Source organism: Bacillus sp. FSL M8-0049 (assembly GCF_038593355.1).
In the GTDB taxonomy this organism is placed as follows: domain Bacteria; phylum Bacillota; class Bacilli; order Bacillales; family Bacillaceae; genus Bacillus; species Bacillus safensis.
In genome coordinates, this window is record NZ_CP151986.1 from 743,390 (window position 1) to 766,448 (window position 23,059).

21 protein-coding genes are annotated in these 23,059 nt (G+C 41.6%); 12 read left to right on the forward strand and 9 right to left on the reverse strand.

The window, feature by feature from the left end; all coding sequences use genetic code 11:
- From NSU13_RS03690 to NSU13_RS03700, 3 genes are all read left to right on the forward strand, one after another.
- Window positions 1–978 (forward strand): tripartite tricarboxylate transporter substrate-binding protein, encoded by a 978-nt coding sequence (locus tag NSU13_RS03690; protein WP_046314227.1) that lies wholly within the window; start codon window positions 1–3, stop codon window positions 976–978.
- Between the two features lie 347 nt (window positions 979–1,325).
- Entirely contained in the window at window positions 1,326–2,624 is a 1,299-nt protein-coding gene (locus NSU13_RS03695) for a citrate:proton symporter (RefSeq protein WP_034283666.1), read from the forward strand.
- 177 nt (window positions 2,625–2,801) lie between these two features.
- Window positions 2,802–4,433 carry a M14 family metallocarboxypeptidase gene (locus tag NSU13_RS03700; protein WP_024424605.1) on the forward strand — a complete coding sequence of 544 codons (1,632 nt, stop codon included), beginning with the start codon at window positions 2,802–2,804 and terminating at the stop codon, window positions 4,431–4,433.
- Between the two features lie 72 nt (window positions 4,434–4,505).
- On the opposite strand, the gene NSU13_RS03705 is transcribed toward NSU13_RS03700, so the two are convergent.
- On the reverse strand, window positions 4,506–4,991 hold the full coding sequence (locus tag NSU13_RS03705) for a phenolic acid decarboxylase (RefSeq protein WP_342489865.1): 486 nt from the start codon (window positions 4,989–4,991) through the stop codon (window positions 4,506–4,508).
- Between the two features lie 112 nt (window positions 4,992–5,103).
- Here NSU13_RS03705 and NSU13_RS03710 point away from each other — a divergent pair, with 112 nt between their 5' ends.
- Both NSU13_RS03710 and NSU13_RS03715 read left to right on the forward strand, forming a co-directional pair.
- A complete protein-coding gene (locus NSU13_RS03710; protein ID WP_024426629.1) occupies window positions 5,104–5,661 on the forward strand; it encodes a PadR family transcriptional regulator in 558 nt (185 codons plus the stop codon).
- A gap of 104 nt (window positions 5,662–5,765) precedes the next feature.
- Window positions 5,766–6,872 carry a nitric oxide synthase oxygenase gene (locus NSU13_RS03715; protein WP_342489866.1) on the forward strand — a complete coding sequence of 369 codons (1,107 nt, stop codon included), beginning with the start codon at window positions 5,766–5,768 and terminating at the stop codon, window positions 6,870–6,872.
- 309 nt (window positions 6,873–7,181) lie between these two features.
- Here NSU13_RS03715 and NSU13_RS03720 read toward each other — a convergent pair whose 3' ends face one another.
- Complete coding sequence (locus NSU13_RS03720) at window positions 7,182–8,591, reverse strand: MFS transporter (protein ID WP_342489867.1); 1,410 nt, start codon at window positions 8,589–8,591, stop codon at window positions 7,182–7,184.
- A 101-nt stretch (window positions 8,592–8,692) separates the two neighbouring features.
- On the opposite strand from NSU13_RS03720, the gene NSU13_RS03725 reads away from it, so the two are divergent.
- Entirely contained in the window at window positions 8,693–9,580 is an 888-nt protein-coding gene (locus tag NSU13_RS03725) for a LysR family transcriptional regulator (RefSeq protein ID WP_342489868.1), read from the forward strand.
- 263 nt (window positions 9,581–9,843) lie between these two features.
- Here the strand turns inward: NSU13_RS03725 and NSU13_RS03730 are convergent, their stop codons facing one another.
- Entirely contained in the window at window positions 9,844–10,116 is a 273-nt protein-coding gene (locus NSU13_RS03730) for an acylphosphatase (RefSeq protein WP_024426625.1), read from the reverse strand.
- Window positions 10,117–10,238: 122 nt separating this feature from the next.
- On the opposite strand from NSU13_RS03730, the gene NSU13_RS03735 reads away from it, so the two are divergent.
- The gene (locus tag NSU13_RS03735) at window positions 10,239–10,889 is read left to right on the forward strand and encodes an MOSC domain-containing protein (protein ID WP_025092683.1); all 651 of its coding nucleotides are present in this window, start codon (window positions 10,239–10,241) and stop codon (window positions 10,887–10,889) included.
- A 42-nt stretch (window positions 10,890–10,931) separates the two neighbouring features.
- On the opposite strand, the gene NSU13_RS03740 is transcribed toward NSU13_RS03735, so the two are convergent.
- The 3 genes from NSU13_RS03740 to map form a co-directional block, all read right to left on the reverse strand.
- A complete protein-coding gene (locus tag NSU13_RS03740; protein ID WP_064497716.1) occupies window positions 10,932–11,069 on the reverse strand; it encodes a YflJ family protein in 138 nt (45 codons plus the stop codon).
- A 134-nt stretch (window positions 11,070–11,203) separates the two neighbouring features.
- A complete protein-coding gene (locus tag NSU13_RS03745; protein ID WP_087978305.1) occupies window positions 11,204–11,365 on the reverse strand; it encodes a hypothetical protein in 162 nt (53 codons plus the stop codon).
- A gap of 323 nt (window positions 11,366–11,688) precedes the next feature.
- Window positions 11,689–12,438 (reverse strand): type I methionyl aminopeptidase, encoded by a 750-nt coding sequence (map, locus tag NSU13_RS03750; RefSeq protein WP_024424611.1) that lies wholly within the window; start codon window positions 12,436–12,438, stop codon window positions 11,689–11,691.
- 188 nt (window positions 12,439–12,626) lie between these two features.
- Here map and nagE point away from each other — a divergent pair, with 188 nt between their 5' ends.
- Window positions 12,627–13,994 carry an N-acetylglucosamine-specific PTS transporter subunit IIBC gene (gene nagE / locus NSU13_RS03755; RefSeq protein WP_034283672.1) on the forward strand — a complete coding sequence of 456 codons (1,368 nt, stop codon included), beginning with the start codon at window positions 12,627–12,629 and terminating at the stop codon, window positions 13,992–13,994.
- 18 nt (window positions 13,995–14,012) lie between these two features.
- On the opposite strand, the gene NSU13_RS03760 is transcribed toward nagE, so the two are convergent.
- Window positions 14,013–14,771, reverse strand: coding sequence for a DUF817 domain-containing protein (locus tag NSU13_RS03760; protein WP_111927620.1), 759 nt, complete (start codon window positions 14,769–14,771; stop codon window positions 14,013–14,015).
- Window positions 14,772–14,966: 195 nt separating this feature from the next.
- On the opposite strand from NSU13_RS03760, the gene NSU13_RS03765 reads away from it, so the two are divergent.
- A complete protein-coding gene (locus NSU13_RS03765; RefSeq protein ID WP_034283676.1) occupies window positions 14,967–15,470 on the forward strand; it encodes a DoxX family protein in 504 nt (167 codons plus the stop codon).
- Window positions 15,471–15,677: 207 nt separating this feature from the next.
- On the opposite strand, the gene NSU13_RS03770 is transcribed toward NSU13_RS03765, so the two are convergent.
- Window positions 15,678–16,265: a YjgB family protein gene (locus NSU13_RS03770; protein WP_034283677.1), complete on the reverse strand. Its 588-nt coding sequence runs from the start codon at window positions 16,263–16,265 to the stop codon at window positions 15,678–15,680.
- 98 nt (window positions 16,266–16,363) lie between these two features.
- Window positions 16,364–18,346, reverse strand: a complete 1,983-nt coding sequence (locus NSU13_RS03775; protein WP_046314243.1) for an LTA synthase family protein — start codon at window positions 18,344–18,346, stop codon at window positions 16,364–16,366.
- A 579-nt stretch (window positions 18,347–18,925) separates the two neighbouring features.
- Here NSU13_RS03775 and NSU13_RS03780 point away from each other — a divergent pair.
- From NSU13_RS03780 to NSU13_RS03790, 3 genes are all read left to right on the forward strand, one after another.
- Window positions 18,926–20,584: a pyridoxal-dependent decarboxylase gene (locus NSU13_RS03780; RefSeq protein ID WP_081124091.1), complete on the forward strand. Its 1,659-nt coding sequence runs from the start codon at window positions 18,926–18,928 to the stop codon at window positions 20,582–20,584.
- A gap of 31 nt (window positions 20,585–20,615) precedes the next feature.
- A complete protein-coding gene (locus tag NSU13_RS03785; protein ID WP_041116177.1) occupies window positions 20,616–22,340 on the forward strand; it encodes a methyl-accepting chemotaxis protein in 1,725 nt (574 codons plus the stop codon).
- Between the two features lie 179 nt (window positions 22,341–22,519).
- On the forward strand, window positions 22,520–22,906 hold the full coding sequence (locus tag NSU13_RS03790; protein WP_034283684.1) for a DUF1992 domain-containing protein: 387 nt from the start codon (window positions 22,520–22,522) through the stop codon (window positions 22,904–22,906).
- Window positions 22,907–23,059: the final 153 nt, after the last annotated feature.

A 23,059-nucleotide genomic window follows, 5' to 3' on the forward strand; every position in this document is an offset into this window, starting at 1 on the left:
ATGAAAAAAGGAATACTTTTTGTAATCGTGCTCTGCCTTTGTATGACGCTCACCTTTAATGAAAAAAAGGCCGGTGATTCTTTCCTGCAGCAAAGCTCCTTATATATTGTGGTGTCGGGTGTACCAGAGGGGGGATTTGACCAAACGGCTCAGGTGATGAAATCAGTGCTTGAACAAGAGAAGCTGGTGAACCGGCCTGTGAACATTCTTTATCAAAGAGGCGGAACGGTGGATAAAGGATGGACATACATGATGGAGCGAGAAGCCAACTATATCAGTTTAAATTCAAGCTTATTGTTAAGCCGTAATTTGCTTGGCAGCAGTAACGTGACGATGAATGATGTGACACCGCTGGCAATCCTTGCAGAAGAGTGGCAGGTCGTCGCAGTCCCAGTGGATTCTCCTTTTTCAAATGGGAAGGAGCTGTTACACGCACTTAAGAAAAAACCAGATTCCTTAAAAATTGGGTTTGCCCCTGATTTTGGAAATGATGATCAAATCTCATTCGCCCGGGCAGCAGAAATGGCAGGAATTGATCCATATCGCATTCAATTTTTGAAATTTGACAGTGCAGATGATTTATTTCAGGCGCTCATCGACCATGAGGTGGATGCAGCAACGACTACCATTACAGAGGTTCGTCATGATTATGAAAAAAAGAGGCTGAAGCTCGTAGCGACGACAACCAGCCAGCGCTTAGATGGATTTGAAGATGTGCCGACATGGAAAGAGCAGGGCATTCCGCTCATCTTTTCCCATTGGCGCGGTGTGATGGGCCCAAAACAAATGAGTCAGCATGAGGTTCGTGAATGGGATCAGCTTCTTCAAAAAATGACGAAAACGAAGTCCTGGAAAAAGCGATTAAAGCAAAAGGGCTGGACAAGTCGTTATATGAACAGCAAAGAGGCAAAGGTCTTTATGGAAGATCAATTAAGGCAATATGAGCAATTGATACAAGGAGAACAAGCGGTCGAGTGAGACCGCTTCCAGCGTGTAGACAAACCCTTGCATTCGGTGCCGGTTCTGTGTGCTGGTGCTCACGAATCTCATATTCGCTCCGCTCCAGTACTCATCCTTCCTAGACTGCAAAGGTTTTCTATCACACTGAAAAGAAGACAAAGGGCTTAAATAAACCCTTTGTTTTTTTCATGGTATTAAAAAGCCCAATGTTTGAACAAAATGAACAAAAAGCATTTATCGACCGAAAAAGAATTAAAATTCATAATATTTACTTCAATTCTCACCTCAGATATGATGACAAAAAGGGTTGGAAATGGGATACCAACACATTAATGAAAGCGTATACAACATAAGGGGTGAACAATATGTTAGCAATCTTAGGATTTCTTATGATGATTGTATTTATGGTTTTGATTATGACGAAACGTATGTCTGTTTTAACGGCATTGGTGTTAACACCAATTGCATTTGCTCTTATTGCAGGTTTTCATTTTACTGAAATTTCAGACATGATTGTCAAAGGTGTGCAGCAAGTCGCACCAACAGCAGTCATGATCATGTTTGCGATTTTGTACTTTGGCATTATGATTGATGCGGGTTTATTTGACCCAATGGTGGCGAAAATTTTAAAAATCGTTAAAGGCGATCCATTAAAAATCGTTGTCGGAACAGCTGTCTTGACGATGCTTGTTGCACTTGATGGTGATGGAACGACAACGTATATGATTACAACAACAGCGATGCTTCCACTATTTACGCTGCTTGGCATCCGTCCAATTATTTTAGCGGGTATTGCCGGGGTCGGCATGGGAATTATGAATACAATTCCATGGGGAGGAGCTACACCTAGAGCGGCGAGTGCACTTGGCGTTGATCCTTCACTTTTATTTGGACCAATGATTCCAGTCATTGGTGCAGGGGTTCTCAGTATGATTATTGTTGCTTATTTTCTTGGAAAAGCCGAGAGAAAACGCCTTGGTGTGATTGAACTTGACCAGCCGATTCATGCAAATGAAATGGCAGCGGCACTGCAAGATGACATCAAACGGCCGAAGCTTTGGTGGTTTAACCTGGCGCTGACTTTGTTATTGGTGCTGCTGCTTGTATCAGGTAAAGTCAGCTTAACTGTTCTATTTGTTCTTGCTTTCTGTGTGGCAATTATCGTGAACTATCCGAACTTAGATCAGCAGCGTGAGCGAATTGCCGCTCACTCAACAAACGTTTTAGCCATTGCTTCGATGATTTTTGCGGCAGGTGTTTTTACAGGTATTCTAACTGGAACGAAAATGGTCGATGAAATGGCGATTTCGATTGTATCTGCAATTCCAGAGCAGCTTGGCGGCTTTATTCCAGTCATTGTCGCATTAACAAGCGGGATCTTTACTTTCTTTATGCCGAATGATGCATACTTTTATGGCGTACTGCCGATCCTATCAGAAACAGCGGCAGCATACGGTGTCGATAAAATTGAGATTGCCAGAGCCTCTATTATTGGTCAGCCGATTCATATGTTAAGTCCACTTGTTCCATCGACTCATTTACTTGTTGGACTTGTTGGCGTATCACTGGATCAGCATCAGAAATTTGGGATGAAATGGGCTGTGCTGGCAGTCGTCGCTATGACCGTCATGGCGGTTCTCATTGGGGCCATTTCCATCTGGTAAATAAAAAAGTGTCTGCTGCGGGCAGGCACTTTTTTTAGGTCATATTGCCGGGCAGGCTCCATTCATTTGCCCTAGACAAAGATATGCCTGTTCCTCCAAAAGATTTATTTTTGAAAAATACTGACACTTTTTCTGTTTTTTTCTTTATAATGCAAATCAACGAAGGGAGAGGATAGCATGTCCAAACGAAAAGGCACGATTCTTTTTGCTGCTGCATGCCTCTTGGCAGGCAGTTTGTCGATGGTGAGCCCAGCTTCAGCTCATGCAGAAACCCCTTATTATGGAAAGAGTTATGAACAGCCGGCTTCAGTGAAAAAGCTATACCCTAAGCCTGGCGAGACGTTTGAAACCCCTGCCTTTCAGAAAAAAGGAGAAGCATTTACGACACAAGAAGAGCTTCAAGCTTTCTTAAAAGACATTGTCCGCAAAAGCCCATATGCCACTCAGAAACAGATTGGAACATCCATTGAAGGCAGGTCCATTCCGGCCCTGTACTTTACAAAGGATCGCTCCATTACTCCACTTTCAAAAAAGCCAACCATCTGGCTCCAAGCACAAATACACGGAAATGAACCAGCCTCCGGTGAATCTGCTCTCGTCATTGCAAAACGATTAGCAGGTGAAGAAGGAGAGCGTATACTCAATCATGTCAATATCATCATTGTTCCAAGAATCAATCCTGATGGTTCTTATGCGTTTGACCGCAGACTGGCAAACGGATTAGACGGAAACCGTGATCATATGACATTAGAATCTCCAGAACTGGCAGCCCTGCATCAAGAATTTAATCGGTATGCGCCAGAGGTAGTTATTGATGCCCATGAATACGATGTGGGTCAAAAGCAGTTTGAAAATATCGGTTCATCAGGCGCTCTCAAATATCATGATTTGCTTATTCTTTCAGGGAAGAATTTAAACATTCCTGAAAGCATCCGGCTGACATCAAATGAGTTATACGTTAACGGAGTTCGTGAAACGCTGACGAATAAAGGATTTTCTAACGATTTGTATTATACAAACACAAGAGGAAAGGATGGAAAGATCGACATCTATGAAGGTGGTACGGATGCGCGAATTGGCCGTAATGCCCTTGCACTTTCGCCAGCCCTGTCATTTCTTGTAGAAAGCAGAGGGATTGGGATTGGAAGAGAGGATTTTGCCCGCCGCGTCGCTGCGCAAGTAGCCACCCATGAAAAAATCATTGAGACCACGGTGAAACATGCCAAACAGGTGAAGCAGCAAATGGTGACGGAGCGGCTGAAGCTGGTCAAAAAAGGACTGCAGCCAAATGATGATGATCAAGTGGTCATTCAAGATGATTTCCAAGCACCTGTCAATGACTCGCTGGAAATGGTTGATATTGAGAAGGGACAAACGACTCAAGTTCCTGTGCGCTTTCATAGTGCGAGCGATGCTGTTCCTGTTTTAACAAGAGAACGGCCGACAGCTTATCTCATTCTTCCGGGGCATGAAGGAGTAGAAAAGAAACTCAGAACATTAGGATTAAAAAGTGTCACATTGCCGGCTGGCATGAAAGTGCCGGTACAAGCCTATCAGGTGACAAAGCGAGAGGAAAAGAGCAAAACAGATATTCAGCTTGAAACAAAACTCGTTGACAAGAAACGTCAGCTGCCAAAAGGAACAAAGGTATATGTCACGGCACAGCCGCAAACCAATTTGCTGTCACTTGCCCTTGAACCAGAATCAAAGGACAGCTATATGTCATCAGGGTTTATTGCTTCAAAAACAGGTGATGAACTGCCAGTCTATCGTTTCGTGCTTCCTCAAAAGACGTTAGGCATTCAATAAAAAAAGGCTAAAATAAAGATCATTTTAGCCCTTTTTCACCAATCTAAAGCGGCACTTGGCGTGCCGCTTTTTTTATTTTCGTCCAGCTCTTATTTCATCTGTCATGCCTTCATATGGTGCTTCTGCGATAATGGTTTCGTCATTCACACCTGCATGATGGATATACGTAATGTCCGCAAATTCTGGGACAACATATTTCGGGTAGGTTTCGTATTTTTCACGAGATTCTTTCATGAAATCGATGTAGTCATTTTGATAGCAGACGGTGATGTCTGGACGTTCATGCACCCATTTAGGGAAGAAGATGACGCCATGCATGCGTTTTTCTTCAGGCATAAAGTTCAGAGAGACGTCTGTCCCAGTTGGTTCTGTCCAAGAGACTTTGTATACGCCTTTTGTCAGCTTCACAATATTTACTTCTTGATCACGGACCCAGCGTCCTCCAACCATTCCGCTATGAATGCGGTAATCAATGGTGTGATCGTTTTTAATGTAAATCTCATATTCCCAGCCATTTTCATACGTATAAATCATATGAAGTCCAACGAATTGATCCATGTTTATTCCTTCTTTCATTAGAATGATGTTTTTTCAAACATGTTGTGATTTACATGTTTATTTTAAAGTCTATGATATACTATTGTCAAAGAATAAGCGTTGGAGGCCCATCATGAGAGTACTAAAATATGCCATTCTTGGCTTGCTGGATCAGCATGAGCTGACGGGATATGATATCACGAAACATTTTAAAGATTCCCTTGGACAGTTTTGGAGTGCGAAGCACAGTCAGATTTACCCTGAGCTGAAGCGTCTCACAGAGGAAGGGTTTATTGAATTTGATATTCACATACAAGGAAAAAAGCTGGAGAAGAAGGTCTATCAAATCACAGCGGCAGGAAAAGAAGAATTGCGTCAGTGGTTAAGAACAAAAGATCCGATTCCGGAAACAACAAAGGATGAATTCATGCTCAAAACCTTTTTCATCTCCTCCATGGACAAAAAAGAAGCGGCTGACCTGTTTGCCTATCAACTTTTAGAGCGCACCAAGAAAGTAGATGTGCTGGAACAAAAGCTCCACGCTTTGACAGAGGAAGACCCTTCTGCTGAATCACTGCATTCAGCGCAATTTGGGCATTACTTAGTGCTGACAAGGGCAATCGAAAGGGAAAAAGGCTATGTCCGCTGGCTCCAAAAGACCCTTAAACGTATTGATTCATCTATGATCTAAGGACAATGGTCGGATGATTTGATAAAAAATGGTTTGAAACGAGTGAATTTATCAATAGAAACCGCTACAATGGATATATTCGTATTAAAGTGAGGCGAGTATGTTTGAGTAATCAAGAAGCGTTGTGGAATGAAGCAGAAGCTTTTATTTCTGTATGCTATGAAGAATTAAACAAGTCAAATGAAGAGAAAGCAGCACGTCTGCATGAAATAAAAAAAGAAATTGAGTCTGAAGGAATTTATACGCATACACTAGAGGAATTAGCTCACGGGGCGAAAATGGCATGGCGCAACAGTAACCGCTGCATTGGCCGTTTGTTTTGGTCGACCCTGCAAGTGCATGACTGCCGGCATGTAAAGACAGAGGATGAGGTGAAGGAGGCGCTCTTTCATCATATTGAGTATGCGACAAATGGCGGGAAAATCAAACCGTCCATTACGATCTTTCCCCCAGAGAAAAACAGACAGAAGGAAGTCGTCATTTATAATCATCAGCTCGTTCGTTATGCAGGCTATGAAACGGAATACGGTATCGTCGGCGACGAGGCATCTCTTGAATTAACAAAATTATGTGAAGCACATGGCTGGAAAGGGGAGGGCACACATTTTGATATTCTGCCTCTCATGTTTCAGCTAAAAGGTCAGCCGCCTGTTCTGTATGAGCTTCCGAAAGAAATCGTCCAAGAGGTAGAGATCACCCATCCTGAATATGATGGATTCCGTGATTTAGGACTGAAATGGTATGCGGTTCCGATTATTGCTGATATGAAATTAGAGATTGGCGGTATTCATTACAATGCTGCACCGTTTAATGGCTGGTATATGGGCACAGAAATTGGCGCACGCAACCTAGCGGATGAAAACCGCTACAATATGCTGAAAAAAGTCGCTTCTCTTTTAGGACTGGACACAACCAAGAATTCGTCCCTTTGGAAGGATAAAGCCATTGTCGAATTGAACGTGGCGGTTCTCCATTCTTATCGCGAAGCAGGGGTAACCATTGTCGATCACCATACAGCAGCACATCAATTCAAGCAGTTTGAAAAACAGGAAGAAAAGGCTGAACGCAAGCTGACCGGGGACTGGACATGGCTGATTCCGCCAGTATCACCAGCTGCTACCCACATCTTCCACAAGCATTACGACAATACCATTGTGAAACCAAACTATTTTTATCAGGACAAGCCCTATCACAGGACAGAAAAAGCTTAGCGAGAGTTATATGTAATTCCATAAAAAGATGGCTTTTATCATAATACACGTGTCCTCTCATATGATGTTGAACATTTAAATTGATTAAAACAAAAGGGATAGATATCTATCCCTTTTTATTTATTTATGATGACCACAAAAGATCTCTTCCTTACTACAACAATGGGCGAAAGTTTGCGCTCTCGCATTCCACTTCTGGATGACTTTCTCACCCTGAGGCTGTTTATCCTTTTGCATTCCCTGCCAAGTTTGATCCCATGAGGACCATTCCTTGATATTAACAGTTGTTATAACATTCAACTCCAATTTTTATTTTTTGTTTGAATTGCTTGTACTCGGTTCATCCAATTGCTCAGAATATCTGAGCCGCAGACTTATAAATACTAAGACCAATGCAATGACCGTTAGGAAAACCCCCAGCAATCGGAATCCTGTAAAGGTGAACGCACCTCCCATAATGATACCTGTCAACAGTGAAGATAAAATTGTTCCCAAGTATCTTGATGTATTAAATAGGCCAGATGCTACACCAGCAATTTCTTTTGGAGAGCTTTTAAACAAAGCTGCCTGCATACCAACAGCGTTTAGCCCGTTACTAAAACCGAATGCGGCTAATGCCAGGCACACACTGATGACTGGTGAACTTTGCGTCCATGTCACGATCCAGACTGCCCCTACTACCATCAGTAATGAGGATACAATCAATGCAGGTCTGGGTCCTGATTTACCGACCCATTTCCCTGCTATTGGCGAAGCTACAATCGAGCTCAAGCCCAAGGTTAACATAAGATTCCCTGTCTGGAATTCACTGACATGACGTACCATTTGCAGGTATGATGGAATCCCAAAAAAGAGAGAATAATAAAGGAAGTTAACTAGCAAGTATTGTATATTGACCCAAGTCATCCCTGGATATTTGGCGAAGGTGCGTAAAGGAATAAATGGCGACACTGTTTTTAGCTCATGTCGTACGAATATTCCCACCGCAACGAGCCCGATTAGCACAACAACGATATTCCACATAGAGAAATGCCCAGATGATTTCGCTGCCAGCAAGCCAACTAGAAGGGCAATCAGAGCCACCACAAAGAGCAGAATTCCTGGCACATCAATCACACCCAGTAATTTTCGAAACGACATGTCACGTGAAACCGTTGCTGCTGGTCCATCATTAGGAATCATTTTCCAAGCTAATATAAAGCTCGCTACTACAAACGGGGTATTGACGATGAAGATCGCTGGCCAGTCCCACCATTGAATAAGTACTCCTCCGGCAAAAGGTCCTATAGCTGCCGCACCGGATAGGAAAATTGATAAACCTGCTAAAGCATCTGATTGCTTTTCTGTAATATGAATGCGTACTATAGCTGTTCCAACTGCAATCAGCATACTAGTTCCGATGGATTGTACGATTCTGAACACAATAAGCCATCCGAAATTTGGAGAAAATGGAGCCAGAATAGAAGAAACTAAGGATACAACAAGACCAGCCAGAAATATCTTCCTCTGGCCGAATAAATCACTAGCCTTCCCCATGACAGGTTGGGCGATAGCACTAGCGATATAAAATGAAAACACAATCCAGGAAACAGCAGTAAAATCAATGCTATACACATGTTGCAACCTAGCAATAGCAACAGAAATCATTGATGAATTTAAAGGGTTTAATAATATTCCTAGTCCAACGGATATCATTAACCATCTGCTGCGAGAATTCATTTTTTCTCCCCCTTTAAATTTACTTGGAATTTTACATTCATTCCAACGCATTTAAAGTTATGATATCATTGACCAAAAGGAATGATTGGAGAGAAAATGAAATGGAACTCCTTCAACTACAATATTTTCTAGAGGTAGCTCGATTAGAGCATGTAACTGAAGCTGCACGAAGCCTCCACGTTACGCAATCGTCGCTAAGCAAAACGATTCAGCGTCTGGAAGAAGATTTAGGGGTGCCTTTATTTGATCGCACAGGCAGGAAACTGCGTTTAAATGAATTTGGCAACAAATTCATTCGTCGCGCGGAAAGGGCTTTGTTTGAGTTGGAACAGGGAAAACAGGAGATTAGCGATTTGTCTAGAGGAGAATCTGGCACACTAAAGCTTGCGCTAACCACAGCAAGCACTTTGCCTCAGATTATGCGAGAGTTTCGTAAAAAACGTCCTAATATCCAATTTCATGTGCAAATGCTGACCACACTGGAAATGGTCACGCTTTTACATCGAGGCGAAGTCGATTTTTGCTTGTCGTCCTCTCCTTTTCAAGGGGAAGACATCGAATGTCAAGTTGTCTTTGTTGATCCCATTCTTGTAGCAGTTCCTAATGGGCATCGACTGGCAGACCGAACTAGCGTATGTTTAACAGAACTTAAGGATGAATGCTTTGTCGGTGTGAAAAGAGGATACGGCACTCGTGATTTAGTAGACTCTGTATGCAAATCGGCTGGAATTGACCTTAAATATGTGTATGAGGGCGATGAACCTACACGTTTGATCAGTCTTGTAGAAGCTGAAATTGGACTTGCCTTCATACCAAGCACAGCAAAAATATCATGGGGAAAGATTAAATATTTGCAAATTGAGAATCATGAACTTGTACGTGATATCGCTTTATTATGGCATACAAGTCGATACATGACGCAAGCTTCATTGGAATTCCGCAAAGTCGTTCTAGACTATTTTGAGGCAATATCGAACCAGTCCAATTAATCTTATGCATGACTCGTACCGATTCGATGTTTTACGAGGTCTAAGTCCCAACCAGCCTCAAACATATTTCTACAAGTAGATGGTGATGAACAGTTTACTTGACGGAATCAATGTCCCACGCCTCCGTATGTTCTATCCTGGCTACTGATAGATTAAATCTAAATAAAAAAAGTTCAACCAGAAAGTTCTGGCTGAACTATATCATACGAAAGCTCCGTCTAACTATCATGAATAGGAATAATGTTTACAAAAAGCTAGGTTTTTTATGACCGTATTCGAAAATCCTGATAATGAGCAAGCTCGGTGAGCGGCTCCATTTGCATGTCGGTGACTTTTGAAAAAGGACTTCCTTTCCGGACAGTCTCTAAGAAATCAATCACTTTCTGCTGCTCACCCTCTACCTTTAACTCGACATGACCTTCATCTGTGTTGCGTACCCAGCCTTTCATTCCACGATTGACGGCTTCTCCCTGAACAAAATAACGAAAGCCGACTCCTTGCACACGTCCTTTTACAATGGCGTGATAATGAATCATGGTCATCTCTCCTTTTTTCACATCGTACCATAGCCTTCATCTGATCTTCACGCCTCGACTATGATTTGATTGTCAAACGATGTAAAATAAAGGTCAGTAGACAACCAAAGGAGATGGCCATCGTGGGACAAAAGAGATATGACATAGAAGGAATCCAAGTGGGACAACCTATCATTACATATGCGAATGGAAAAGAAATCAAAACAGCCATCAACAAAAGGCGCATTCATGAGCCTCTGTATTTAAGTCAGGTCAATTTTGAAGGAGATGGTCAGGGGGATTTGGTTCATCATGGGGGTTATGATAAAGCCGTCTGCGTCTTTCCGTATGATCATTATGCTCACTTTGAACAATTTTTAGGGGTACCATTACAGGAAGCTGCCTTTGGAGAGAATGTAACAGTACGCCAGCTAGTCGAAACGAATGTGCATATTGGCGATGTGTTTCAGCTTGGAGATGCATTTGTTGAGGTGAGCCAGCCAAGACAGCCTTGTGTGAAATTGTCTCTTAAGCATGGCAACATGAAGCTTGTAAAGGAAGTGCAAAAAACAGGGTATACAGGCTTTTATTTACGTGTACTGAAAGAAGGCATGGTGCCGCCTGATGCATCGCTAGTACTAGTAGAAAAAGCGTCCCATCACATTACGGTCCATGAGGTCAACGAAGTCAAATATCGTCAAACAAGTCCAGAGAGACTGAAAGCCGTTCTTGAAGTAGATGCTTTAGCAGATGTGGTGAGGAAGTCTTTAGAAAAACGAATTCAGCACATTTAAAAAAAGCCGTACATTATCTTAAGATGTACGGCTTTTCAGCGTTTATGAGCTGCGTTTCTTTTGCTCAAGAAGATTTGCAAGGAAATATGTTTTTAAGCTTTGAAGCTTTCTTCCTTCATGCTTAGTCACACCAAGCTTCTTTAATTCTTCGACATACCAGCCTTTGCTACCATAATGCATGATAGAAAACTCCTTTCAATTGAAACTGCCTGCATTGTAACATCTCAAAAAAGGACGTGAAAAGTGTGCAGGTATCAAGAAATGAAAACTGATTCTATCTGCCTATGATCCATGTATATGCTGGAAATATTGATTTATGAATTTGGCGGGTTGAGGGTAACGAGGATCATGCCGACCGTCATAATCATGATGACAACACCAAGATAGGTCATCATGGATTGTTTTTTCTTAATCCCTACAACCGTTAAGATAATACTTTCGATGAAAAAGATAACACCTATGATGATGAACCACATATCAAATAAGACCCCTTTCACATATCTTTGCCTATTTTACCACAGGCTTTTTTGTTTAGTCGTGACAGATTCGTGAAACGGGCATGAAAAAATCCCCTCCAGTGAAGAAGGGGATACAGCGTGTAGACAAACCCTCGCATTCGTTGTCAGGTCTGCGCTCCGGTGCTCACGAATGTCAAATTCGCTCTGCTCCGCTGCTCGTCCTTCCTAGACTGCAAAGGTTTTCTATCACGCTGAAAAGAAGACAAAGGGCTAAAATCAACATCATTTTAGCCCTTTGTCAACAATCTGAATCCCCTCCAGTGAAGGAGGGGATAGCTGGCTTACAGCTTTGTTAAAATAATCGGTTCGTCTTTAGTGATCACAATCGTATGTTCAATCTGTGCGACTAGACTTTTATCTGGTGTTTTAAATGTCCAGCCATCATCAGCCTGATAAATCGATTCAGCATTTGTTGAAATGAAAGGTTCAAAGGCAATGACTGTGCCATTTTTAAACAAAGCATTATCGAATGGATCATAGTAGTTCAAAATATGGTTGGGTGCTTCATGCAGATTCTTCCCAATGCCGTGTCCTGTTAGGTTTTTAATGACAGTAAATCCTTGTTCTTTCGCTGTATTGTAGACCGCACGGCCAATTTGGTTTTGTCTTTTACCGGCTTTTGCATGCTTTAATCCTTCAAGGAACGCATCCTCCGCACACTTACATAATGCTTCAAGACGAGCATCACCTGTTCCTAAAACGAATGAAATACCTGTATCGGAATAATATCCGTCAAGCTCTGCTGAGATATCAATGTTCACGAGGTCGCCCTCTTGTAAAATGGTTTTTTCACTAGGGATACCGTGTGCAACTTCATCGTTTACGCTGATACAAGTGGTACCAGGAAAGTCATATTCCTTTTCAGGTGCTGAATTGGCACCGTGCTCTTCTAATATTTTTTTCCCAATCAAATCTAATTCTTTTGTAGACATGCCTGGTTTCGCTTGGCTTTTCATTTCTTCTCTTGCCAAAGCGACAATTCGGCCGACTTTTTTTAAGGCTTCTAACTCATGATCATGTTTGACAATCACTGTTCATTCCCGCTTTCTATATCTTCATTCTATTCAATAGCTTACCACATTTTACGCAAAAAGAGTAAAGAGCGGAATTCAAATGGATGTGGACAAATTGGTATAGATAACTAGACGTGCATATGATATATTTTTTATGAACATCATGAATGATTTTGGTCATGATGATGACAAAGGGGGGAAATCAGATGGTGTTTCAGTTTTTTCAAAAGCTAGGAAAATCATTTATGCTTCCAATCGCTGTACTTCCAGCAGCAGGGATTATTTTGGCCATTGGGCGGGAGGATGTATTCAATATCCCGTTTATTCATGCGGCAGGGAATGCAATTTTTGCGAACTTGGCTTTAATTTTTGCAATGGGTGTAGCGATTGGTATTTCAAAGGATGGGAACGGGGCAGCGGCATTATCAGGAGCGATCTCTTATTTTATTTTGTCAGCCGGTACAACGTCGATTAACTCAACCAACAATATGGGGGTATTGGGCGGTATTTTATGCGGGCTTTTGGCAGGTTATGTTTACAATAAATTTAAGGATACGAAACTGCCGGAATACTTAGGTTTCTTTAGCGGAAGGCGGCTTGTGCCTATTATGACCGCACTTTTCACCATTCTATTAGCAGCCGTTTTCGGATATGTATGGCCGCCGATTCAAAGTGTGATCAATGATTTAGGGGAATGGATTTTAAGTCTTGGGGCAACAGGTGCAGGGCTGTTTGGTTTCTTTAACCGATTGCTCATTCCATTAGGACTTCACCATGTCTTGAATAACTTATTTTGGTTTCAATTCGGGGAATTCAGCGGGGCAACAGGGGATTTAGCGCGATTCTTTAAAGGAGATCCAAGCGCGGGTGTCTTTATGACCGGATTCTTCCCAGTGATGATGTTTGGTCTGCCAGCGGCATGTCTAGCCATGGTTGTGACTGCAAAGCCTGAGAAGCGAAAAGCAACAGCTGGACTGATGATTGGTATGGCACTTACATCATTTATAACAGGGATCACTGAACCAATTGAATTTTCTTTTATGTTTTTATCTCCACTTTTATATGGTGTCCATGCTATTTTGACGGGGCTTTCGCTTTTTATTGTAAACACTCTTGGGATTCATAGCGGCTTTGCCTTTTCAGCAGGTGCGATTGATTACGTCTTAAGCTTCGGAATTGCGCAAAAACCGATCTTGCTTCTTGTAGTAGGAATCATTTATGGCGTCGTGTACTTTGTCGTTTTCTATTTCCTCATTAAACTATTAAAGCTGAAAACACCAGGCAGGGAAGATGATGACATGGAAGATATCGCAGCGGATGATACGGTGACGGCAGGAGGAGCGAGTATGCTCGTAGAGGGACTTGGCGGCAAAGACAATATCACCACGATTGATCATTGTGCCACACGTCTTCGCTTAACAGTAGAGGATACAAATTTATTAAATGAAGGTACATTGAAGAAAGCAGGTGCCAAAGGGGTCCTGACTTCTGGAAAAACAACCGTACAAATCATCATTGGAACGAATGTAGAATTTGTCGCAGATGATCTCCGTAAGGAAGTCGATCGAGATTAAAAAAAACGTTCAGCCAGGTCAAATGGGCTGAACGTTTTTTTGTTTACGCTGTTCGATCACCAGTACAATGCTGATGACAACAAGTAAAAACCACGAACTGATTTTACCAAGATGGACGAGAGACCAAGCATGCTGCTGATTTGGATATTGCCATGCGCCTAAAAAGGTCGTGACATTTTCGGCCACCCAAATAAAAAAGCCAATCAGGAGAAATGAAACAACAAGCGGCATTCGAAAGGAAGATGGACCAACCTGAAACGAAACCGACGTTTTCCGAAACACAACAACAAGCAGACATGTCAGCCACCACCTGACATCATAGAGCCAGTGATGCGTAAAGAAATTGAGATAAATGCACAAACTGATGCCAATTGAAAGAAATGGATGAGGCCAGTCGGTCACTTTTACATGAAGTCGTGAAAGTGCCTGATAAATATAACTAGCCACACTCGCATACATAAAGCCGCTATAAAGTGGAACCCCAAATATTTTTGTATAAGCTTCTTCAGGGTAGGACCAAGAGCCCATATGTACTTTATACACTTCTAAACAGATTCCTATGAGATGAAATAGACAAATGACCTTTAGCTCCGCCCAAGTCTCCAGCCGCAGCGTCAGCATCAGGATCTGAGCTGCGATGCAAAGCAGTAGAATGAAATCATACCGGTGAAGAAAAGGAATAGTCACCGTCTTTGATAGGGCAAGCGCCGCAAAGATCATGACGGGGAATAGACATGAGATGGCCTGTAAATAAGCAAAATGAAATAGTGTTTTCATACAAAATTAAACCCCTTTTTACTGTCTGAAATGACTTAGACGGTTTTAGCAAGGGAAAAGTTTACCTCAACTAGATATTCATGAACAATTTGTGAATATATATGTGAAAAAGATCACAAATAACATTTCGCATAGTATAATAAGATCATAAAGAAAATGTGAAATATTTCACATAATTTAAAAGGAGGCATCATCATGTTTACAAAATTCTTACAAACGAATGTATGGGCAGCCGTTATCCTTTTGGCAGCAAGACTTTATATCGGATGGACTTGGCTGACATCTGGTATTGGAAAACTAACAGGTGGATTTGATGCATCAGGCTATTTACAATTTGCAATATCTGAACCTGTCGTCAAGGATGGTCATCTAGTGTATCCGTTCTATGTATGGTTTTTAGAAAATGTCGCTTTGCCAAATGCCGGACTATTCAGTGCCATGGTCATGTGGGGAGAAATCTTAGTAGGCCTAGGATTAATTGTTGGATTGTTTACAACAACGGCAGCCTTTTTTGGAAGCGTGATGAATGTCTCTTTCTTACTAGCTGGAACTGTCTCTGTGAACCCGCTGCTTCTGCTCATAGCCATCATTATCATGGCAGCGAAAGGGAATGCAGGCAAATTTGGACTTGATTATGTCGCAGGTCCAGTCCTCAAAAGAACAATGAAAAGAAAGCCGCAGTTAGAAGTGGCATCATAATAAAGAAAAGCATCCTGAGCACAAGCTCAGGATGCTTTCAGCGTGTAGACAAACCCTCGCATTCGGTGTCAGGTCTGCGCTCCGGTGCTCACGAATGTCAAATTCGCTCCGCTCCGGTACTCGTCCTTCCTAGGGCTGCAAAGGTTTTCTATCACGCTGAAAGGAAGAAAAAGGGCTAAAATAAAGATCATTTTAGCCCTTTTTTATTTAAGAATCGGCTTTAATGAGGTTGATATGCAGGACGGTGAGCTCATGCTGACTCATATCTGGATCATGGCCTACGATAAATTCGAGTTCATAATCACCGGTTCGATACACATATTTTTTCTCTTTTGTCTGCGGAATTGTACTCACTGAATCCGCTGGTCCAAGCTGTTTCTTTAGTAACGAAGGGGTCATACCGCCGATATTTGTTTCTTTTTCTACATTTGTACCGAAATAACGGATTTCATCAATTTTGCCTTTCGCATCATAGTGAAAAGCAAATCCAGGATTCCCCATTTCAGCATGATACAAATCAAAGCTGCTTTGACCTGTTTCTGGATATGGATGTCCGAGCTGATGATGAACGTCTTTTTTTGTTTGAACGCCTATTTTCAGTCCCTTCGCATAGTAGGGCATTTGTCCTTTATGTGCCAGCTTATAAATGCTGTTAAGCGCGGCTTTTGGACCTTGAGGAACGGATTGCTCTGCTGCTGGTTTAATCATGGCGTGTGCTGAGACCGCAGGGCTGAAACCGAATAGGGCCGATGAAGCAAGTGAGGCAGTTACGACAAAAGCTGCTGTTTTCTTCATGATAAATCCCTCCTTCTTCTCCTATACCCGGGGCCATCATGATCAAACGTGAAAAGAACCAGCTGATCAAGGATCGGCTGGTTCTTAGCATGAGAACGTTATTTTGAAGAAGAGCTGGATTCATCTTTGGCGGAAGAGGAATCCTTTTCATCCTGTACTTTCTTTGTATAGTCATAATCGTTGCGGTCAATCGGTGTAAAGCCTTTAGGCTTGTAGAAACGGAGTAAATCTTCGGTGACAATCTTATCAGATGTCTCCAGCATCTTTTTCACCGTTTCATTTTCTTGCGATGCCTTGTCAGTTGGCTCGATTTTCTCGCCTGTTTTGTTGCTGTAATAGTTATTGCCTACTTTCGTGTAGTCCTTAGACACGAAGTCACCGTTTCTAAATGGCACAAGCTCTTTAAAGTTCTTCGATAAGATATCAGAACCAGACATTAAATAGTTCTTCGTATCATCGCCAAGCAGGTGCAGAAGAGTTGGTGCGACATCGACTTCACCAGAGTATTTATGAATCTGTCCGCCTTTTACGCCAGGAACATGGATAAAAAGCGGCACACGCATGAGCTGCGCATTTTCATAATCTCCAATTTTTTGTCCAGTCACTTTTTCCATCGCTTCATTATGGTTTTCAGAAATACCGTAATGATCGCCGTACATAATAACGACGGTATTGTCATAGAGACCTGACTTTTTCAAATCGTTGAAGAACTGTTCAATCGCTTCATCTAAATAATGAGCCGATTGGAAGTAGTTATCGACGACAGAGTCTCCGAAGTCACCAGGTTCGAAATCAGTATCACCTTCATCCATTCCAAATGGGAAATGGTTCGATAAGGTAATGAATTTCGAATAAAACGGCTGCTTCATGTTTTTAAGGATTGGCATCGATTCTTTGAAGAACGGTTTGTCTTTCAGTCCATAGTTCTTCGTATCCTGCTCGTTCATATCGTAGTACTCAGAATCGTAAAATCTGTCATATCCAAAGGATTTAAACATTTCATTACGGTTCCAGAAGGTTTTCGTATTTCCATGGAATTCTGCTGACGTATATTGATCCTTCTTCAAAATACCAGGAAGTGCTTGATATGTGTTTTGCGCCTTGTTAATAAAAACAGAGCCCTGTGATAATGGGAATAACCCAGTATCCATCATAAATTCAGCATCAGACGTTTTTCCCTGTCCTGTTTGATGGAAGAAGTTATCAAAGTAAAACGTTTTATTGTCGTGTGCCAATGAATTAAGGAATGGCGTTACTTCTTTTCCATTGACCTTATAATCAATGACAAAGTTTTGCAGAGATTCAAGAGAGATTGTAATGACGTTCATGCCTTTCGCTTTCCCGTAATAAGCAGGGTTAGGATCAGCGCTGTTCGCTTTTAAATAGTTCTCTACATCTGTCACGTCATTTGAATTTGCCAGAGCACGCTGGCTGTTTGATTTCACATTTTGAATGGCATCAAACACAGTAAAGTTATAAGCGCCTAAATATTTAACTAAATAATTGCGGTCGAACGATCTTGATAAAAGCTCTGGACGATCGATCTCTGCAGCCACTAAGTTTAAAACAAAGATCACAACAGAGGACACAAGGACGAGTCTAAACGATTTTGACTTTTGAACAGGTACAGTGGCTGTACTTGTTTGCTGCTGCCTTTTCATGCGGACTGCAAGTACGATCAAAATGATTGTATCAATAAAGTAAAACACATCAGTCCAACGCATGAGTGAAAATGCACTATCACCTAATTGTCCGCCATTCGTTCCTGCCTGCATCACTGTAGGCAGCGTGATAAAGTCATTGAAGAATCGATAGTACACGATGTTTGCGTATAGTAAAAAAGACATGAAAAAGTGAATCACAATGATAGCGGCAGGCTGCCATTTTTTCTTGAACAATAAAGCAAAGCCAAGAAAGAACAAGCTGGAGCTAATAGGATTCACGAAAAGCAAAATATGCTGAAGCACATTTGATATACCAAGTTTAAATTCGATTAAATACGCTGAATACGTTTTGAGCCATAGTAAGACGGCTGCAATCAGAAAGAAGCCGAGACCTCTTTTTTGAATAAATGTTTTCATATAAACACTCCTTTTCTCCGATACACGGAAGAGGCGGAACGAAAGAAAACGAACCATTAGAATATACCACGAAATGCACAAATAGAAAAGTCATAACCAGTGAAGAGCCTTTGGAAGCCTGTCCGAGCAATAAAAGGAGAGAAAATGAAAATATTCGTCCATCGAAAAACTTTTTATGAAAATCGACCTATTATTGACAGAAAATTCAGTAATTTTCCAGTTGCTATATCAATAAAACAGGTAAAAAGACACAAGTCTAAAGAATTAATTTGATTTCTACAATGGTCATTTAGAGAGTATTTCCATTGTTTCTTAATGTTTATGCAGGTTAAGCAAAAAAAATGAGCCATGGAATGGAACAAAGTGATGGATAAAAATTCCTCTCATACAATATATCAATATATTTTTGTGTTTTACGAAAATAATGGTTTTCATGTGTTTTTTAAGGGTTTTATTTATTTTAATAAGTGAACAAATTATCTAAATATACTTAAGTGAACATATTGAGACTATAAACTTCTGAATTGGGGTCGATATAGACAGTGACAGGAAATCTTCCATTGAAAGGATTGATAGTATATGACTGTACGAGCAGAGAACCTCGTTCAGAACTGGTTTCCGAGTGAGGACGGAAATGCAGGAGAGCGTAAAGAACTCATCAAATTGATGGAGCAGATCATTTCAGGGGTCGATGACCTGAAAGATCCCAACCGTGCACACCTTAAAGGTGAAAAGAATCGTGGGGAGGACTTTTACAAAAAGCTTACTGAAACAAGTCAAATTCCGATGAACGGCCAGCAAGCGGAACTTGTGAATGAAGAATTACTGAAGCTTTTACATAACCATCCATACCACACCAAGTATTTCTTCACGAACATTTTGCCAATGGCAAGTACACCAGGAATTTTAGGCATGCTGACAGCGATGCTGGTAAACGGAAACAACCTATGGGATGTTTATGGACCAGCAGGTGCGGAAGCTGAGGTCAGAGTGGTCTCAATGATGTCTAAGCTCATCGGATATGATCCAAATGTGAGCGGGGGATACACAACATGGGGAGGTCAAGGAGCGATTTTTTCAGGACTTCGTTTAGCGATCGCAAAGGCTGCGCCGGAGTCACTGCGAAAAGGAGTTCCGCAAAATCTTTATGCGTTTTGTTCTGATGCTGCACATTACAGCCTATTTAAGTCAATGGAAGCAACAGGACTTGGCACAAACAACTTAATCAGAATTAAGACGAATAAAGATCATTCAATGGATATGGAAGATTTGCGTTGTCAAATGGAACGTGTTGCACAGGGTGGCGGGATTCCCGTTTATATTGTTGCAACAACCGGAACAACAGATGCCATTGCAATTGATGATGTAAAAGGGGTACGTGAAACAGCAGAAGCCATTGCTGAGGAGTATGGTCTAAAGGTGCCGCATATTCATGCAGATTCGGCGCTGGGTGGATTCTTTGCTTTCTTTAATGAGTATGATGTATCGGAAAACCCGCTGCAATTCTCAGAGGGTGTTCTTCGTATGCTAAAAGAAATCAAAGCGAAATTCCAGCATCTGTCTCTTGCAGACTCGATGTGCTTTGATTTTCAAAAGCTTGGCCAAACACCTTACACATCCAGTTTATTCCTAGTGAAAAACGCTGCTGACTTAAAGCGTTTGGACCTGGAAGAACAGGAGACACCATATGTTGGCCATAGAGGCTACGGGGAATACCATACGGGTTATACACTGGAATGCTCAAGAATGGGAAGCTCGATCAGTATGCTGAGTGTGCTGTTAACGTTTGGGATTGAAGGCTATCAGCGCTTGCTTGGTCAATTCTTAGAAGTGAACCTTGCCTTCAGAGAAGCACTTAGTCGGGAAATTCCGCAAGCAGAAGTCGTGAATGATGACAACGTCGGAATGGCTACATTATTTAGAATTTACCTAGACGGCTCACCGCGTTTTCAAGAAGAGATTTCTGGCGAAGCGACTTCAATCGAAATTGAGCGGAACAATGAATTGAACAAAATGCTGTTTGAAAAGCTTGGAGAGAAAAGAGATGAGATGTTCTTTGGCGATACAACGAAGTTTTTACTTGTCAACTCGAAAGAAGGCCAAGAATTCTATCTAAGTGTTAGTAAGTTTTTTGTCATCTCACCTTATACGTTACCAGAGCATATCCCTCATATCGTATCTTATTTAAAAGATGTGATTGCATCTGTTTGTGGACAATTTGAAAATGTACATGCTTAAATCAAATCTGAGAGTGGAGATGTAGGAAAAAATGGCGAAACAAAGGAAATTTGGAGGATACACGATATCCTCTAAAATCATGTCAGTCGTTACCGTAACATTACTCGCAACCGTTGCATTATTCGTTCTAACCTTTTATCTAGTCAGCCAGGATTTATCATCCCAGTTATTAAAGCAATTTGATTATCGATTAACAACAGATATTGATACTGCCAAAAAAGAAATCGATAACATCGATGGAAACGTGCTCAGCATTAGCGGGAAGGATGACCCCATTTATGCCGAGATTAAAACGAAATTCACAGAGCTTCAAAAAGATCATACGCTTGAGAACTTATACGTGTTATCTAATAAAGGCGGTAAAGAAAGAATTATCGTATTAACTGGAGAAGACAATGATTTTGACCAGGATTATGCATTTTCAGATGAGATGAAACAAGCTCTTTCTGAAGATAAAATGGTCAAAAGTGATATTTACAAAGATTCATTTGGTACACATAAATCAGTCTTTTTGCCAATCAAGGATTCAGGCGGTGAGCTGACAGGGATTTTAGGCATTGATTTAGATGCGTCTGTCGTGCCTCAAACAACGCAGAAGCTGACGATCTATATCACAGTGGCATCTGCCATTGTGCTCATCGGTGGATTACTCTTCTCATACTTTATGGGAAGAAGAATTGCGAAACCAGCACGTTCATTGATGGAATCAGCGAACCGAATTGCTGACGGTGATTTAACTGGTGTGGTAGAGGTTGAAAGTAAAGACGAGATCGGCCAGCTTGCCGCATCCTTCCAAAAGATGCAGGGGCGGATCAAAGAGCTCATTTCGAAAATCTCACACTCATCTAGTGAAGTGTCGAAAATGTCTTCACAGCTTCGTACGGTGACGAACGAATCGAGTCAAAGTGCGCAGCAAGTATCAGAAGCCATGACGAATATGAGTGAAGGAATCAATGATTCTGTCGCAAATATTACGGATTGTACGACATCCGTTGCTGAGATCGATACGCAAATCGAAGGTGTCACAAAAGAAGTTGATGAAATGAAATCTGTTTCATCTAACGTACAAGAGCAGTCAGAATCTGGTCAAAAATTAGTGAACCATGTGCTTGATCATCTGAATATGCTACATGACAAGATGACCAACTCAAAGCAGGCAGCAGAAGAATTACAATCTCATTCAACGGAGATTGAAAGTGTCATCTCGATTATTACAGACATTTCAGCACAAACGAATCTGCTTGCACTGAATGCTTCCATTGAAGCGGCACGTGTTGGAGAAGAAGGAAAAGGCTTTGCTGTTGTGGCAGATGAGGTGCGCAAGTTAGCTGAGCAATCAGCGGATGCGGCTAAAACCGTTTCAGACCTTGTCATCGGTACACAGGAAAACAGTCAGCGCGTTCTTGAAAGCGTAGAGGAAAGCAGTAAAGCAGTGGAAGAAGGACGTGAGCAAATGGAAGGCACGTCACAAAACTTCGCTTTGATTTACGACGGTGTGTCCCAGTTTTCAAGAAGAACGAACAATTTGCTTGCTTCTATTAAGCAAGTTGAGAAAGCATATCAAACGATTTCTACATCGATTGAGCAAATTTCTGTTGTATCGGAAGAACATGCAGCCAGCTCTCAAGAAGTAGCGGCAGCAACAGAACAGCAAAGTGCTGGTATGCAGCAAATTTCAAGTGCGATTGAACAGCTTTCTGATATGTCGGATGACTTAGCACAAATGGTCTCAACCTTCAAAGTCGACAATAAATAACGAGAAAGGGCTAAAATATTTTAGCCCTTTTTCTCTTTTCAGCGAAGAAGGGACGAGCACCTGAGCGCAGGATAGACACCGAATGCGAGGGGTTGTCTAGATGCTGAAGCTGGCTCTTGTGAGAGAGCCAGCTTTTTTGCTATGCTTAATCAAATACTTGCGGCGAAAGGAGAAACGCTATGGATTTTGCGCAGAGATTATCAGAAGAACGGATCAAAAAAGCGATGGATAACGGGGCTTTTGAAGGATTATCTGGCTTTGGGAAGCCTCTGCCAAAAGATGATGCTGCTCATGTACCAGAAGAACTTAGAATGGGCTACCGCATCATGAAAAATGCCGGATTTGCTGGGGAAGAAACAGCGCTGAAAAAAGAACTCATGACTGTCAAAGAGCTGCTTCACTCCAGTATAGACGGAGAGGAGAGAAAAAAGCTGTCTCTCATATGTGAAGAAAAACAAAAACGTCTGGATGAACTTACATCTAAGCGCCAAACTTTTGCCCGTCCAGCTTCCTCCTTTTATAAAAATAAGGTCTACGAGAAATTAACGGAGCATAAAAAAAGATGATGACACGCTGCCTCTCCCTGAGCACATTGAGGGGGCTTTTTTTATGTAAGCGCTACATTTTGTTGTTGACTACATGTATATACAAATATAAAATAAGAATCAAACATGTATATACAAGTTTTTTGGTTCTTTTTTCTTATATAAAAAAACGAT